The sequence below is a fragment of the Streptomyces sp. NPDC043952 genome, from assembly GCF_056435325.1.
Genome location: NZ_JBWKES010000012.1, coordinates 30,725 through 44,612, shown reverse-complemented (window position 1 = coordinate 44,612; position 13,888 = coordinate 30,725). Strand labels below are relative to the sequence as shown.

At 69.7% G+C, this 13,888-nt stretch carries 17 protein-coding genes and 1 riboswitch; of the genes, 4 read left to right on the top strand and 13 right to left on the bottom strand.

Annotation, left to right across the window (positions count from 1 at the left end):
- Window positions 1-48: 48 nt before the first annotated feature.
- Both AC069R_RS16340 and AC069R_RS16335 read right to left on the bottom strand, forming a co-directional pair.
- Window positions 49-1,422 carry an SPDY domain-containing protein gene (locus tag AC069R_RS16340; protein WP_478767463.1) on the bottom strand — a complete coding sequence of 458 codons (1,374 nt, stop codon included), beginning with the start codon at window positions 1,420-1,422 and terminating at the stop codon, window positions 49-51.
- Window positions 1,423-1,479: 57 nt separating this feature from the next.
- Window positions 1,480-1,956, bottom strand: coding sequence for a DnaB-like helicase N-terminal domain-containing protein (locus tag AC069R_RS16335; protein ID WP_478767462.1), 477 nt, complete (start codon window positions 1,954-1,956; stop codon window positions 1,480-1,482).
- Between the two features lie 135 nt (window positions 1,957-2,091).
- Here AC069R_RS16335 and AC069R_RS16330 point away from each other — a divergent pair, with 135 nt between their 5' ends.
- Complete coding sequence (locus tag AC069R_RS16330) at window positions 2,092-2,499, top strand: acyl-CoA thioesterase (RefSeq protein WP_478767461.1); 408 nt, start codon at window positions 2,092-2,094, stop codon at window positions 2,497-2,499.
- Between the two features lie 51 nt (window positions 2,500-2,550).
- On the opposite strand, the gene AC069R_RS16325 is transcribed toward AC069R_RS16330, so the two are convergent.
- The 4 genes from AC069R_RS16325 to crcB (AC069R_RS16310) all read right to left on the bottom strand — a co-directional run bounded on the left by AC069R_RS16325 (window position 2,551) and on the right by crcB (AC069R_RS16310) (window position 4,136).
- Window positions 2,551-2,859: a DUF190 domain-containing protein gene (locus AC069R_RS16325; RefSeq protein WP_478767460.1), complete on the bottom strand. Its 309-nt coding sequence runs from the start codon at window positions 2,857-2,859 to the stop codon at window positions 2,551-2,553.
- A 94-nt stretch (window positions 2,860-2,953) separates the two neighbouring features.
- Complete coding sequence (crcB, locus tag AC069R_RS16320; protein WP_478767459.1) at window positions 2,954-3,328, bottom strand: fluoride efflux transporter CrcB; 375 nt, start codon at window positions 3,326-3,328, stop codon at window positions 2,954-2,956.
- Window positions 3,325-3,675 (bottom strand): DUF190 domain-containing protein, encoded by a 351-nt coding sequence (locus AC069R_RS16315; protein WP_478767458.1) that lies wholly within the window; start codon window positions 3,673-3,675, stop codon window positions 3,325-3,327. The genes crcB (AC069R_RS16320) and AC069R_RS16315 overlap by 4 nt, the downstream gene beginning before the upstream one ends.
- Window positions 3,672-4,136 (bottom strand): fluoride efflux transporter CrcB, encoded by a 465-nt coding sequence (crcB, locus tag AC069R_RS16310; protein ID WP_478767574.1) that lies wholly within the window; start codon window positions 4,134-4,136, stop codon window positions 3,672-3,674. The genes AC069R_RS16315 and crcB (AC069R_RS16310) overlap by 4 nt, the downstream gene beginning before the upstream one ends.
- Before the next feature lie 238 nt (window positions 4,137-4,374).
- Window positions 4,375-4,440, top strand: a riboswitch (Fluoride riboswitch).
- Here crcB (AC069R_RS16310) and AC069R_RS16305 point away from each other — a divergent pair.
- The 3 genes from AC069R_RS16305 to AC069R_RS16295 all read left to right on the top strand — a co-directional run bounded on the left by AC069R_RS16305 (window position 4,424) and on the right by AC069R_RS16295 (window position 6,238).
- On the top strand, window positions 4,424-4,933 hold the full coding sequence (locus tag AC069R_RS16305; RefSeq protein ID WP_478767573.1) for an inorganic diphosphatase: 510 nt from the start codon (window positions 4,424-4,426) through the stop codon (window positions 4,931-4,933). It overlaps the preceding riboswitch by 17 nt.
- A gap of 13 nt (window positions 4,934-4,946) precedes the next feature.
- The gene (locus tag AC069R_RS16300) at window positions 4,947-5,729 is read left to right on the top strand and encodes a hypothetical protein (protein ID WP_478767457.1); all 783 of its coding nucleotides are present in this window, start codon (window positions 4,947-4,949) and stop codon (window positions 5,727-5,729) included.
- Complete coding sequence (locus tag AC069R_RS16295; protein ID WP_478767456.1) at window positions 5,729-6,238, top strand: SixA phosphatase family protein; 510 nt, start codon at window positions 5,729-5,731, stop codon at window positions 6,236-6,238. The genes AC069R_RS16300 and AC069R_RS16295 overlap by 1 nt, the downstream gene beginning before the upstream one ends.
- Before the next feature lie 19 nt (window positions 6,239-6,257).
- Here the strand turns inward: AC069R_RS16295 and AC069R_RS16290 are convergent, their stop codons facing one another.
- From AC069R_RS16290 to AC069R_RS16260, 7 genes are all read right to left on the bottom strand, one after another.
- Window positions 6,258-7,073 (bottom strand): MIP/aquaporin family protein, encoded by an 816-nt coding sequence (locus tag AC069R_RS16290; RefSeq protein ID WP_478767455.1) that lies wholly within the window; start codon window positions 7,071-7,073, stop codon window positions 6,258-6,260.
- Window positions 7,074-7,347: 274 nt separating this feature from the next.
- The gene (eno, locus tag AC069R_RS16285) at window positions 7,348-8,616 is read right to left on the bottom strand and encodes a phosphopyruvate hydratase (protein WP_478767454.1); all 1,269 of its coding nucleotides are present in this window, start codon (window positions 8,614-8,616) and stop codon (window positions 7,348-7,350) included.
- A gap of 28 nt (window positions 8,617-8,644) precedes the next feature.
- Window positions 8,645-9,412, bottom strand: a complete 768-nt coding sequence (locus AC069R_RS16280) for a 2,3-bisphosphoglycerate-dependent phosphoglycerate mutase (RefSeq protein WP_478767453.1) — start codon at window positions 9,410-9,412, stop codon at window positions 8,645-8,647.
- Window positions 9,405-9,902 carry an inorganic diphosphatase gene (locus tag AC069R_RS16275; RefSeq protein WP_478767452.1) on the bottom strand — a complete coding sequence of 166 codons (498 nt, stop codon included), beginning with the start codon at window positions 9,900-9,902 and terminating at the stop codon, window positions 9,405-9,407. The genes AC069R_RS16280 and AC069R_RS16275 overlap by 8 nt, the downstream gene beginning before the upstream one ends.
- The gene (locus AC069R_RS16270; RefSeq protein ID WP_478767451.1) at window positions 9,887-10,873 is read right to left on the bottom strand and encodes a hypothetical protein; all 987 of its coding nucleotides are present in this window, start codon (window positions 10,871-10,873) and stop codon (window positions 9,887-9,889) included. The genes AC069R_RS16275 and AC069R_RS16270 overlap by 16 nt, the downstream gene beginning before the upstream one ends.
- Before the next feature lie 447 nt (window positions 10,874-11,320).
- Window positions 11,321-11,755 carry a hypothetical protein gene (locus AC069R_RS16265; RefSeq protein ID WP_478767450.1) on the bottom strand — a complete coding sequence of 145 codons (435 nt, stop codon included), beginning with the start codon at window positions 11,753-11,755 and terminating at the stop codon, window positions 11,321-11,323.
- 755 nt (window positions 11,756-12,510) lie between these two features.
- Entirely contained in the window at window positions 12,511-13,710 is a 1,200-nt protein-coding gene (locus tag AC069R_RS16260) for an MFS transporter (protein ID WP_478767449.1), read from the bottom strand.
- Between the last annotated feature and the right edge of the window lie 178 nt (window positions 13,711-13,888).

The following is a 13,888-nucleotide window of genomic DNA, read 5'->3' as shown; positions in this document are numbered from 1 at the left end:
GCATCGTGGCGCAGGCGTGATGGCCGCTGCCACCCGCTTGGCCAGACGTCACCGCGACCTCGCCGAACCAGCGCGTGGGACCGGCTGCGCGCGGATGTCGGTACGGCTCAGGGCGTTGAGTCCCTGGCGTCGAGCGGTGATGGGCTTCTGTGTGACCCCGTGGGCCACTTCGAAGGCCACGTCCTGCAGCACGGAGGCTGCTGCGTGCGCCGAGAAGTGAAGCGCCCACCGGGGGGTGCTGGCGTCGTCACCGCCCCAGAATGTCCAGGCGGGCAGGCCACTGTGAGGAGCGTGGGCGGCGAAGGCGTCGAAGTGGACACCGGCAGCGTGGCCCCCCGGCGCCTGCCAGCGGATCCAGCGACCGTCGACCACGTGTTCCCAGCCAGCGTCGGACAGCGGGTGGGTGGCGTCGCTGATGACCGCCTCCGAGACCTGGTTGCCCGCCGCGATTTGTACCGCATCCGTGGACGCGAGGCTGTCGAGGAGCACCTGCATGATCTCCACGGGAACCGTGGTGGTCGCGATGGCGTGCCACAGGCGCTCGCCGACCGGGCTCTCGTACGCGGAGATCTTCCACTGGGTGTCGTCGGGGCTGGCTTCGTGGACGAACTCGGCGCGCAGGACGAGGGATTCGTGGACGGCGTGGGTGGTGTCGTCGGACCAGGTGCGCCAGCGTTCCCACTCTCCGTGCGACTCGAGGAAGTCCGTCAGGAGCGCTTCGTGGTCGTCAGGGCCGGCCGAGTCCGCCTCTGCGGGCTCGGCCGTCGCCGGGGACGCTTGGGCGTCGGCCGCGTCGGCCGCGTCGGGCGTGGATGGGGTGCGTGCTTGCTCGGCGTCGCGTTCGGTGCTGGTGGCCGGGGCAGGGCCGGGGCGTACGGCATCGCCGTGGAGGCGCTCGAACTCGGCGATGGCCTTGACGGGCGTGTCGTATCGGCCGGCCTCTACGCGGAGGTGGTTTTCACCGTGGAGGTGGATGCTCGGGCCGTCGCGGTAGGTGCCGACGGCCACGGTGGTCCAGCCGTCGTGGGCGTGAGCGTGGATGATCAGGCGGCCGTGACGGATGTCGTCGTAGATCTGCTGGGCGTCGGCGGAGACCTCGCGGATCTCCTCACGCGAGCACCAGGGCATGGGGTAGTTGGCCCAGGTCCATTCGGTGTCGATCTCTTCGCGCAGTTGGGGTGTGATGTTCACGGTGATGCCCTCGGCGCGCAGGGCGCGTGCGGCCTGTTCGGCGTAGTGCGGCTCTTCGCGGTCGATGCGTGCCATGACCATCGTCGTGTCGTCGAGGGGCTCGAAGCCGTGGACGGCGAGCAGGGCTCGTACGGTGTGGGTGGGCGTGCCGGTGATGGTGGCGGTGACGGCGCCGGGGCGGCCGTCGAACAGGTCGAGGCGGAGGTGCGGGTCTGCTTCGGGGTGCGGCAATCTGTCCTCGTTTCACGGCTCCGGCCGACGCGGGGCCGGCCGGAGCAGGTGGTGGGGTCATCGGAGTGCTCGGGTGCTGACCGCGGTGGCTCGCGGCGGCGGGCCGGCTCGTGAGACGGCCGGGCTGCGCGGTTGGCGAGCTGACGGCGTAGGAGGGCTGGTGCTGCGGTGCCAGCGGGTGCGCAGGGCGCTGAGGTCGGCCAGGGCGCGGCGGCTGCCGGTGATCAACTGGTGCGGGGTGTTGGCCGGGTCCTGGGTGTAGGCGGCAATGCGTGTTCCGACATCGAAGGCGCGGCCCAGCAGGGCGCGTTGAAGGACTCGCTCACCCCAGTATTCGGGTGAGCCGACGGGGGTGGAGACCAGGTCGATGAGGTCGCCGGGGGCGAGGCCGTCAGCGAGGAGTCCGCGGTGCTGGGCTTCCCAGAGCACGGTGACGGGGTCCACGGGTTCCCCGTTGTGGGCCAGAGCGGTCAGGCACTGCCAGAGGGTGGCGTGCAGGGGCAGCGTGAAGTCGTCGGGCTGCAGCCAGCGCATGTTCTTCAGCTCTGCGGGGTGCGCGGTGGCCGTGGCGAGGTAGGTCGTCAGGCATTCGTCGGGGAGTCGTCACCAGTGGTGGTTCCCCGACGAATGCTCTCCGCTACGTCCCGTTCTCTGCACAGGAAGACCCTCATGCCCAAGTTCACCTATCCGCTCCCGCTGCGCTGGGCCGACGCCGACAGCTACGGTCACGTCCACAATTCCCGCTACCTGACTTACCTCGAAGAGGCACGTACGAGGATGGTTCAGGAGCTGCTGCCAGCGGACGAGGCCGAGCGGCGTCGTCACGCCTTCGTGGTCCAGCAGTCCGTTATCGACTACAAGATGCCGCTGGACTACCGCGACCAGCCCGTACACGTGGATGTCTGGGTCGTCACCTGCCGCGGCGCGCGGCTTGAGCTGGGGTACACGATCAGGGACGGCGAGCGCACGTACGCCGAGGCCACCACCAAGATGGCCGCCTATGACCTGGAGACGGGCCGTCCGCGGCGCATCTCGGAAGCCGGGAGCGAGTTCTTCGCCGGCTACACCGAGGACTGATCTGCCTCGGCGGAACGAGCCCTTCACGCTGCCCGGTACACCGTCACGTGATCAAGGGCGACCATCTCTGCGTGGGTCAGGACGTCGTGTGCTCCGGCCAGGAATTCCCTGAGCCGCTGCTCCTCGTCGACGATCACTACGACGCAGGGGCCATGCAGGGAGAGCCGCGACGCATGGTCGGTCTGAGCTTGAGGGGGGCAGGTGGGCGTCGAAGCCGGAGAAGCCGTGGAAGACGCTTGCGCCGGCGAGGCCGTAGTGGCGTGCACGGTGGACGATCTCGGCGTACACAGGCTTGTGGTGCCACAACGCAGTGCCGGACAAGTGGATGGTCAGACGTGCAGCGGGCCCTGTCGCAAGCATGGCGGCCCCCTCCGGAACCTGGGCTCATGCGCACCGTACCGGTGGGGCGAGGGTCCCAGGGAGGGGGCCTGCAGTAGAGAGAGGCAGACGGGGACTATCCCCAGGCCGCCTGGGCGAGCGCGGCGCCGGTGAAGGCCGCGCCGAGTCCGGCCACGACGCTGGCGACGACGTTGGCCGCGGCGAAGAAGCGGGCGCCGTCTTCAGCCAGCCGGAGCGTTTCGTAGGAGAACGTCGAGTACGTGGTGAGCGCGCCGCACAGGCCGGTTCCGAGGAGGAGCTGCACGTTGGAGGATGCGGCCCCTGCGTTGATTGCTCCCGTCAGGAGGCCGAGGATCAGGCAGCCGACGACGTTGACGGTGAAGGTGCCCCAGGGGAATACCGTGTCGTGCTTGGACTGGACGGTCCGGTCGGTCAGGTAGCGCAGTGGGGCGCCGACCGCGGCGCCGGCGATGACGAGCAGCCAGTTCACTGGGTCGCCTCCTTGTCCTGGCCGATGTAGCGGATGACTTCGCAGTCGTCGAGGATGACGAGTCCTTCGGTGACCAGTTCGTCCAGTTGAGGCAGGAATTCGCGGATGCGTTCCTCGGTGTCGACGATCACGATGGCTACTGGCAGGTCTTCGCTCAGGGAGAGGAGGCGGCTGGTGTGGATGAGGGACGAGGCGCCGAAGCCTTCGATGCCGTGGAAGACGGAGGCGCCGGCGAGGCCGGCACGGTGGGCGCGGTGAACGATCTCCGTGTAGACGGGCTTGTGGTGCCAGGTCTTGTTCTCGCCGATGAAGACGGTGACGCGCAGGGCGGGTCCGGTCAGTCTCACGGCTGCCTCCACTTGATGACGCGACGAGTGAGAGTTGCCGCGGCCCACACCGAGACCAGGGCAGCTACGAGAGTGAGGGCCAGGTAGGCGAGGCCCATGCGGGCGTCCTTGCCGTTGACCAGGCGCTGGATGTCTGTGGCGTAGGTGGAGAAGGTGGTGAAGCCGCCCAGGACGCCGGTGCCGAAGAAGGGGCGGACGAGTCGGTGCGCGGCCCAGATATCGGTGATCACGACCATGAACACGCCGATGATCGCGCAGCCGACCGCGTTCACGATCAGTGTTGTCCAGGGGAAGGCGTCTGGCGCGGTCGGCCACAGTAGCGAGGCGCCATAGCGAGCTGACGCGCCGATGGCGCCGCCGAGGGCGACGACCGCTATGACTGGGCGTTGCCGCAGGCGGGCTTCTTTGCGCTGCGCGGGGATGTGGAGGTCGATATCGGGATCGACGGGTTCGTTCACCATCGCGGATTGGGCCTTTGTCACCTAGCTCTCCTACTCGCCGGGCACGGTTGTATACGAGTGCGCGTCGCAAGTAGGGACCGTTGTCGGCGTCGTCGCCGCGGTTCGGGTACGGCGGGCCCCACCGCCGTGCGGTGTCACAACATCACCGCCTGCGCAAGGATACCTGGCGTTCCCGCTGCCTTCTCCTCGGGCATCGAGACGGCGGCTGTTGTGGTCGCGGCTGGGCCGCAGGACACTGAAATGGACCGGCGATGAGGCTCGCCGTAACCGCATCGACGTGGGTGCTGATGGCCTCTGGGCAATCCAGCCACGCACTGGAGGTGCGGGAGGTGGGCTCAATGCCCCGTATCAGCGTCACTGTCGATGCCACGACCGGGTCCGCCATAGGGCGCCACGAAGAGGGCCTGCCAGAAGGGTGGCCTGTGGGGAGAGGCGTCGTATCCGACACCTTGACCGCGGAAGGCTCCCCCGTGCCCGCCCTAGTGCTGATGCCTGAGCCCGCGCTGCCGTCCCAGGCCGTGGCGGCGTGGCCAGTCGCGGTGCTGCATCTGGGCGACGGGGGAATCCCGCTCGACGAAGTGGTGAGCGTCGCCGAGGCAGAGTGCTTCCTCGGTCTGGTCGACGTCCCCGACCTGCCGCGCTGGCACGCTGAGCCAGAGGCGTGGGTCGAAGCGCTCGCCCGACTCGCCCCCGGCCACCGGTATCACGTCATCGGATGTGGTGTGCGGGACGAGGCGGAACACCTCGTTTCCGACGCACAGCGTGCCTTCCGCCGCCTCACCGGTTGCCTGGAATGAAGGAGCACCGGCGATGCTGACCGTCACGGATGCCCGCACGCGTCGACTCGTGCCGCTGGGCGTTTCACCGGACCGGTTGATCCGTATGTGTGTTCACGTCCCAGGCGAGCCGGACGGGCTTGCTTCCGCACGTCTACTGGTGGTCGCGGACGTGTTGCTGCGGACTGTGGAGGCGCAGGGCTTCCAGATGATCTGGGCCTGTGAACTGGGTGATCCATCTCCGGCGCGGATCGCGGACCTGGCCCCTGTCATGAGCGCGCTCGGCGTTCACCCGCCGATGGCATTCACCGCCGTGAGAAGGAGCGGTCCCGACGGGTTGGGGCGCCCGGCAGACGTCCACGTCTCGGACGATGTCCGGTGCGACAGCGAGCAGGGCACCTGGCTGGTGGTTGCCGATGCCCGGCGCCCCGGTCACGGTGACGGCACCGACGACGCACCGGATGCGGTCGCGGTGCGCCTCGCCCTGCTTGACCGGCCGTATCGCAGCAGTGCGCGGTTCCTGCCGCACGACATCGGAACTGCCGCGTACACGTTGCATCGCTGGCGTCGCCGCGTGGCGCAGTGGGCATGTGCCCCATCCAAACCGGTGCCGGACGACCTGTGCCGACGCGCGCAAGCCGCGTTCGAAGCCGATCTCGACACGCCCGCTGTGCTCAATTTGCTGCGCCGCACCGAAATAGCGCAGGAAGTGGCTGCGGGCGCAAAGTTCGAAATGTTCGCTCTTGCGGACAGGATCCTGGGGCTGGGGCTGACCCAAGACGTGGGCCAGCAAGCCTTCGAGCGACGGACAACGTAATGGTCGCGCTGCGGCTGGTGGTCGTGCGGCACGCCAAGTCAGCGTGGCCGGCCGCTGTGCCCGACCATGAACGGCCGCTGTCAGGCCGGGGGCGACGTGATGCGCCGGCCATCGGGCAGTGGCTGCGGGAAGAACACTGCACGCCGGATCTCGTGATCTGTTCCACGGCGGTGCGGGCACGCACAACGTGGCAGCTGGCCTCGGAAGCGTTCAGTCCGCGGCCGGATGTGATGTTCGAGCGCAGGGTCTATGAAGCGGACGAGGCGGGCTTGCTCGACGTGGTGCGGCACGTGCCCGACCATCTCGTGACCGTAGCGCTGGTCGGTCATCATCCGGGCGTCCAGGACTTGGTGCTGATGCTGGCAGGAAACGGAGAGGCCGAGGCGCTCAGGGCGGCGCGGGAAAAGTTCGCCACCTCGGCCGTGGCGGTGCTCACGCGATTCGACTCCTGGAACAGGCTCTCCGCCGGGCAGGCGATGCTGAGCGCATTTGCTGTCCCGCGCGGCTGAACGGGTCACCTGGGAGCCATCAGCTGTTCGGGCTCGGCGTGCGGCCGGGTTCCTGCTGCTCCGGTACAGGGAGGTGCCGGCTGATCAGTAGCCGGTAGGCAGCGGCACCGAGCACGCCCCCGATAAGAGGGCCGATGATCGGGACCCAGAAGTACAGGTTGCCGTACTGGTCCCGCCAGGCCGTGCCATACCCGGTGAGGAAGCTCGCGAGCCGTGGGCCGAAGTCGCGCGCCGGGTTGATCGCGTAGCCGGCGTCCGTGCCGAAGGCCATGCCGATCGCGACGACGAGGAGGCCGATGAGCAGCGGCGCCAGATTGGCTCCGGGCGGGGTGTTGAGTACGTCGGTGAGGGCGAAGATGACGAACAGCAGGATCGCGGTGCCGATGATCTGGTCGCGCAGGGCGCCCAGTTCGCTGACCGGCAGGGTCCCGTTGCCCGGCAGGGTGGAGAAGACGCCCTGGGTCTTGATGGTGTGGCCGGGGTCGGCTTTGGCGAGAACCTCGGAATAGTTCCAACGCACCAGGAGCGCGGCGACGAAAGCGCCCGCGGTCTGCGCCAGTGCGTAGGGGGCGACCTTGCGCCAGGAGAAGCCGCTGAACACCGCGAGCGCCACGGTGACGGCCGGGTTCAGGTGTGCGCCGCTGAGCCGGGCCGCGGCGTAGACGCCGAGGGTGACGCCCAGCCCCCAGGCCCAAGCGATGCTGTCGTGGTCGCCGATATCCGCTCCGGCCACCTGCGCGACCACACCGCAGCCGAAGAGGATGAGGATGAGCGTGCCGGCGAATTCCGCGGACAGCTCACCGAACAGCCCGCCTCTCGTTGCGCTCTTAGACATAGGGACTCTGCCTCCTGACCGTCTCGCATCGGATGCCGATCGACCCTAGGGGTGAAACGGAACAGACGGCAGTGGAGTGACGCGATCTTCTCGCACCCCAACCTGTCGCTGAGGCCGGCCTGTCAGACGGTGACGCCGTTGCGTCACGGGCGACAGCCGCGGCCGGCGTGTGGTGCGAGGTCCGCTGACGCGGCCCACGCACCACGACGGTCCTACTACGGGATTGCCCGGCAGCCTTCAGCCCGGAGTGATAGGCCAGTCTGCCGAGCAGTGCTCAGCCGATGCCGAAGGGAAGCGACGTGGCGTGCGCATCGGCGATTTCGAGGAGGCGGTTGTACTTGGCCACGCGTTCGCCGCGGGCCGGGGCGCCGGACTTGATCTGTCCGCTGCCGGTGCCGACGACGAGGTCGGCGATGAAGGCGTCCTCGGTCTCACCGGAACGGTGGGAGACCATCTGCGTGTAGCCGGCCTCGCGGCAGATCCGCATGGCGTCGAGGGTCTCGGTGACGGTCCCGATCTGGTTGACCTTGATCAGGGCGGAGTTGCCGACCTTCTTCGCGATGGCTTCGGTGATGATGGCCGGGTTGGTGACGAAGATGTCGTCACCCATCACCTGGACGCGGTCGCCGAGCCGTTCGGTCAGGCGGACCCAGCCGTCCCAGTCGTCCTCGCCGAGCCCGTCCTCGATCGACCAGACGGGGAAGCGGTCGACGATTTCCTCGTAGCGGTCGATGAGTTGATTGCTGGTCACGTCCTGGCCTGCGATGCGGTAGCCGTCGCCGGAGCGGAACTCGCTGGCGGCGGGGTCCAGGGCGATGGCCACGCCGTCGCGGCCGGGCGTGTACCCGGCATCGGTGATCGCCTCGACGAGGGCCTGGAGCACGTCTTCCGGACGGTCGATGGCGGGGGCGAAGCCGCCCTCGTCACCCAGGCCGGTGGCGTGTCCGGATGCCGCCAGGCGGGCCTTCAGCTTGGCGTACACCTCGGCGCCGGCGCGGACGGCTTCGGGCAGGCTCGGTGCGCCGAGCGGGGCGAGCATGAACTCCTGGAAATCGAGGTTGTTCGCGGCGTGGGCGCCGCCGTTGACGACGTTGAAGTGGGGTACCGGCAGGCGGGGCGTGGTCCCGGCGGCCTGGGCGATGTGCTGCCACAATTCCGTTCCGGCCAGGGCGGCTTCGGCGCGGTAGGCGGCGAGCGAGACACCGATGATGGCGTTCGCGCCGAGTCGGGACTTGGTGTCCGTGTCGTCCAGCTCGATGAGCGCCCGGTCGACGTCCTGAGCGGAGCCGAAGGTTCGGCCGGACAGGGCCCCCGCGATCTCCCCGTTGACGTTGCCGACGGCGCCGAGGACGCCCTGGCCGTTGTAGCGGGCCTTGTCGCCGTCGCGGAGTTCGACGGCTTCGCGGGTGCCGGTGGACGCGCCGGAGGGGACGCCCGCGCGGATTCGGGTGCCGTCGGCCAGGGTGAGGGTGACGGCGAGGGTGGGACGGGCGCGGGAGTCGAGGATCTCCACGGCGTGCAGGTCGGTGATCTGCAGGGGCATGACGGTCTCCTTCATAAGGTGCGGGGGTTCAGCGGTGTCCTTCGGCGGCGACGAGTTCGGCACGCGCCCAGGCGCTGTCGGGATCGAGGTAGGTGCCACAACGGATCACGGGATCCAGCTCGGCGGTGAAGTCGTAGCGCAGCGGTGCCGCGGTGGGGATGTTGAGCATCTCGGACTCGGCCTCGGTCAGCCGGTCGAGGACGACGCACAAGGCGCGTAGCGCGTTGCCGTGAGCGACGACCAGCACGGTGCGCCCCTCGCGCAGCTGCGGTGCCAGGACGTCGGCCCAGTACGGCGCGACGCGGGTGACCATGTCCGCCAGGCTCTCCACTGCGGGCACGCCCGTCGGGCGCAGCGTCGCATAGCGTGCATCGGCCCGCAGCCGTGCCAGCTCGGATGGCGCAAGCGGGTCGGGTCTGCTGTGCATGGACCGTCGCCAGGCCCGGTACTGCTTATCGCCGACCTGGGCCCGGACCTCGTTCTTGTCGCGTCCGGTCAGGGCGCCGTATTGCCGTTCGTTCAGCCGCCAGGTGCGCCGTACGGGGATCCACTGCCGGTCGAGGGCGGCGAGCAGCAGGTCGGCGCTGCGGATGGAGCGGCCCATCACGGACGTGTGGACCACGTCGGGTCGCAGACCGGCCGTGTCCAGGAGCTTGGCTGCTTCGACGGCTTCGTGCTCGCCGTGCTGGGTGAGCGGGACGTCCACCCAGCCGGTGAAGCGGCCGTCGGCGTTGGCCGTGCTCTGTCCGTGCCGCACGAGCACCAGCGGGCCGAGCGGCCTGAGCGGCTCAGGCATGGGCGCCGGGCTCCGCTGCTGCCCGGCGCCGGGACGCTTCGATCTCCTCGTACGCCTTCTCGCGGCCCTCCCAGTGCGACCCCTCGACGCTCTTGCCGGGTTCGAGGTCCTTATAGACCTCGAAGAAGTGGGTGATCTCCAAGCGGTCGTAGGAGGGGACGTCGCCGATGTCCTGGATGTTGCTGTAGCGGGGATCGTGTGCGGGGACGCACAGCACCTTCTCGTCGGGGCCGTTCTCGTCGCTCATCACGAACATGCCTACCGCCCGGCAGGCGATGACGCAGCCGGGGAAAGTCGGCTCGCCGACCAGGACGAGGGCGTCCAGGGGGTCGCCGTCGCCGCCGAGGGTGTCCTCGATGAAGCCGTAGTCCGCCGGGTACTTGGTGGAGGTGAACAGGAGTCGGTCCAGGCGGATGCGGTGCGACTCGTGGTCGATCTCGTACTTGTTCCTGGATCCCTGGGGGATCTCCACGGTCACGTCGAACTCCACTGGTCTCTCCTTGCATTCGGAGCCGTCTCTTCGTGCGGCTCTCGCGGATGGGGCGTTGGGTCCTCGGCTGAGGTGCTGGGTGGGGGCATGCCGGCCCAGACCTGTCCGTCGAGGAGGGTGGGGGCGCGTCGGTCCACGGTGGCCTCAGCGCCTCTGGTCTCGTGTCGGGTCCGCCAGTCCTGCTTACGCAACGCCTCGTCGACCTCCCAGCTCAATTGGGCCAGTCGGGCGAGCAGGAGGCTCCGGGCGCCGGCGGGCAGGGTTTCGCGGTGCGCTGCTGCGTGCCGCAGGCACACGCCGTGCGTGACCGCGTACTTCTGTGCCTGAAGCGGGTCCTGCAACTGGGCGGTCAAGAGGCTCAGTTGGCGTGTCTCGGCGAGTTCCTGCTCTGCGCAGGCCCGGCAGCGCACGGTTGCGGTCAGTTCGGCTCCTGCTGTCTGCGGTGCTCCTTTGCCCTGGGCAAGAAGCCGACGGAACCGCGCCAAGCGGTCCTGCCACTGGCCGGTGGCGACCTCCAGTACGGGCGGCAGACCTGGCCCGCCGATCGCGTCGATGTCGTAGAGGTGACGTGGGCACAGCCGACGTTCCTCTTCGTTCGGCGCGCCCCGGCCGACTCGGGTCGCCATCCACTGCAGCAGCCGTCGTACGGCTCGCTCCTGTGCGAGGCACAGTGGGCAGCAGCTCATGTCCATGTCGGACTCCCAGCGGGCCGTGATTCCGTGGAGCTGCCGCGCGGCTTCCACAGGAAGAAGCCGGTCGAGCCGTGTGTACTGGGCGCAACGGGCGTCGGCGTCCGGGTCGGCACCGGCCAGCACGCGCAGGCTCGGTTGGTGTTGTTCGAGGCCGGCCGATGTGGCAGCCGCCAGAAGCAGCGCCTCCTTTGGGGGGACATGGGCGGTCAGTTCGGCCAGGTGGGGCAGGCATACGGTGCCGGGGTGAACGCCGCTGCGCACATCGTTGTGGTCGATCACGGTCGTCAGGGTGGCCAGAGCGCGCTGGGTGGCCGCGTTGCCCGCGGTGCAGGCCACGCACCGGAGAGGGGCTGGGCCGTCCGGGTCGAGCAGTGCCGCGCTTCCACGGAGCGCAGCCTGGTGGACCTGGGGCAGGAGCCATGGTGCGGACAGGTCGGCGAGCAGGGCCCTGGGTGTGCGCGGGGCACAGGCCGCCTGCTGCCGTGACGCGGCCCATCACGCCCTGGTCGGTGTGGCTGTCGGCGATGAAGAACTTCAACCACCGCTCGACGGCTTCGTCGCGCTCGCTGCAGACGCAGCAGGGCGTCCGGGCGAGGAGCTGCCGGGCTTCCCTGACAGCCTGCTGGACTGCCTCGCTGGTGGAGCGCTGCGTCCGGGTACTTGCGCGGGCGCGCCACTTCCTCCACCGCGGTGCTGCCTCGAGCCCCTGCGGCGTGTTTCCCCGGGTCACGGCGTGCCTTCCGGCTCGGGACTGTCGTGTCCGGCCTGGACGCGGTCATGGACCTCGTCGCGCAGAGCCCGCAAGGCATCTCCGGTCGAGCCCAGACCGTCCAGATCGAGGCGCGTCGTCGCCGCCGACGGTTGTGCCAGCGGTGACTGCGCCGTTCTCAGGGCCTGGTTGAGGGTCCATTCGTGGTGGGCCAAGAGGCGGGATGTCCGTTCGCCCAGCGTGCTCAGGTCAGGGTCCAGGCGCAGGGCGCGCAGACGCAGCATCAGCTGGTGATACAGCGACTGCTGGCGGGCCACATCCTTCAGCACCGTGGCGGAGATGCAGCCCGTCTCGCGGCAGGCGTCCACAGCGTGATCGGCGGCCGGCTGTGCCTGGGCGGCCTCGTCGAGGATGCCAAGCAGGGCATGAAGCTGCACCTGCCGGGTCGGCACGGCTTTCACGGGACGACGGCCCTGGAGTAGGCGCCCGGCACGGCGGAGCATGGCCCAGAGCCCGGGAGAGGAGCGGGACGGAGCGGGCGTGGGCATGGGGCCTCCTGGTCATGCTTCATCGACCAGGGACCGTCAGCGGCGGATGCCGCGGTTGCGGTGAGCCCCATCACCGGCGTAAACGACGCGCCTCCCACTGTGTCCTACCAGGGGCTGCGCTGATATCCAGGGTACGCCGATCAGCTCGCGCCGACGCTGTCGGGGGGCCCGGCCGATCCCGGCGTACGGTGGAGGTGTACGCAATCCGGCGCTGGATCCCGCCGGGGCCGCCCCCACGATCGGGCGGCCACCCAGCCCGTCGGCCGATGGTTCCTGCCTCTCCGCTCTGAAGCGAGGTGGATGCCATGGCCGCACCAGCCTCCAGCCCTCACCGACCGGACTCGTCCCACGGCGCATCCACCGCCGCATTCGCCCCCGGGTGGCTGCCGCCGGGCGGCCGGGACAACGGACTCGCCGCTTCGTCCTGGGCGCCGATTGCCGACATCCCGGCTGAACGGGTCGCCCCGGTGCTCGAAGCGCTCCGCCAAGCCGACATCCCGGCGCACGCCGCCCCCGCGCCGCCACCGGTCCGTGTCCTGACCCCCGCCGATCGACAGCGTCACCCGTGGCGGCTGCGCGTGGCCTCCTCGTCGTACTCGAAAGCCCAGGACCTCCTGATGCAGCTGCTCCGGGCCCGTGCCCGATGACGGGCCGGCGGTTCACGTGGCGTGGCGCGCCTTGAGGATCAGCGGAACGGCAGCCAGCTGCACGGCGACCGCGAACAGGACGAGGGCGGGTACCGACAGGTCGTACAGGGCGCCCAGGACGAGGCTGCCCGCGAACCAGCAGGCGCCGAAGCCGGTGTCGAACAGGCCGAAGGCGCGGGCTCGCCGGTCAGGGGCGTCCATGCCGGTCAGCGCGGCTCGGACGATCGATTCCTGGGCGGCTGTGCCCAGGCCCCACAGCAGGACGCCGAGCACCGCGGCGGTGGCGTTGCCGAGGAAGACCAGCGGCGGGTAGCAGGCGGTGAGCGCGGTCGTGCCGACCACGGTCCACAACCCGCACCGGTCGAAGAGCCGTCCCAGGACGAGTGCTGCCACGGCCTCCATGGCCATCGCGCCCGCGTACAGGACGGGGACCCACGTTAGGGTCATGGTGCGCTGCTGGCCGAAGTGGTAGGCGATCAAGGGAAAGTCGGCGTAACCCGCGGCGACCAGCCCCATGGCGGCCAGGTACACGTAGAACGTCCGGGAGTCGCCGCGACTCGGCGATGCGGGGGAGGAGTCCGCTTCGAGGTCGGCGGGCACGGGGTACTGGCGCCAGGCGGTCAGCAGGGCCAGCAGGGTGAGGGCCGCGGGGACGGCGAGGACGGTGAAGCTCAGGCGATAGCCGCCGTGCAGGGCGAGCACGGCGGCGACGATGAGCGGGCCGACCATCGCTCCGGTCGCATCCAGGGCCTCGCGGACGCCGAAGACCCAGCCGCGGCCGAGCTCGGCGGTGGCGTGAGCGAGCATCGCATCCCGGGCAGGTGTGCGCATCGCGCGCCCGCTTCGCTCGGCGACGATCAGGAGAGCGGCGATCGGCCACTGCCCGGCCAGGGCCAGCAAAGGAACCGCCACCATCTGCACGGTGTAGCCGACGGCGGTGATGGGCCAGTACCGGCCGGTGCGGTCGGCGAGCGCTCCGAAGACGAACCGCAGGGCGTAGCCGAGGAGTTCACCGCATCGGGCGACCACGGAGATGATCAGCGCGCTGGCGCCGAGCGACCCCATGAACGGACCGGAGATGCCACGGGCGCCCTCGTGGGTCATGTCCGAGAACAGGCTCACCACACCGACGAGCAGCACGAACCGCATCGCGGTGGCGCCGCCCGGAGCGGCACCGCGCTCTCGGCGTACTACAGTTCGACTGGTGGCCATCACGGCGTGCCCCATTGATCGTCGGCTACCGCCCAGTCGTGCTCCCACTGCCGCATCCGCCGCCGCTGCACGCCCGCCAGCAGCACACGCACGACCAGGAAGGCGCCGAAGCGTCCGCCCAGAGTGCGACGTGCGTGCCTGCCGGCGTGTTCGGCGCGACCTTGGCCTGGGCGGTGAA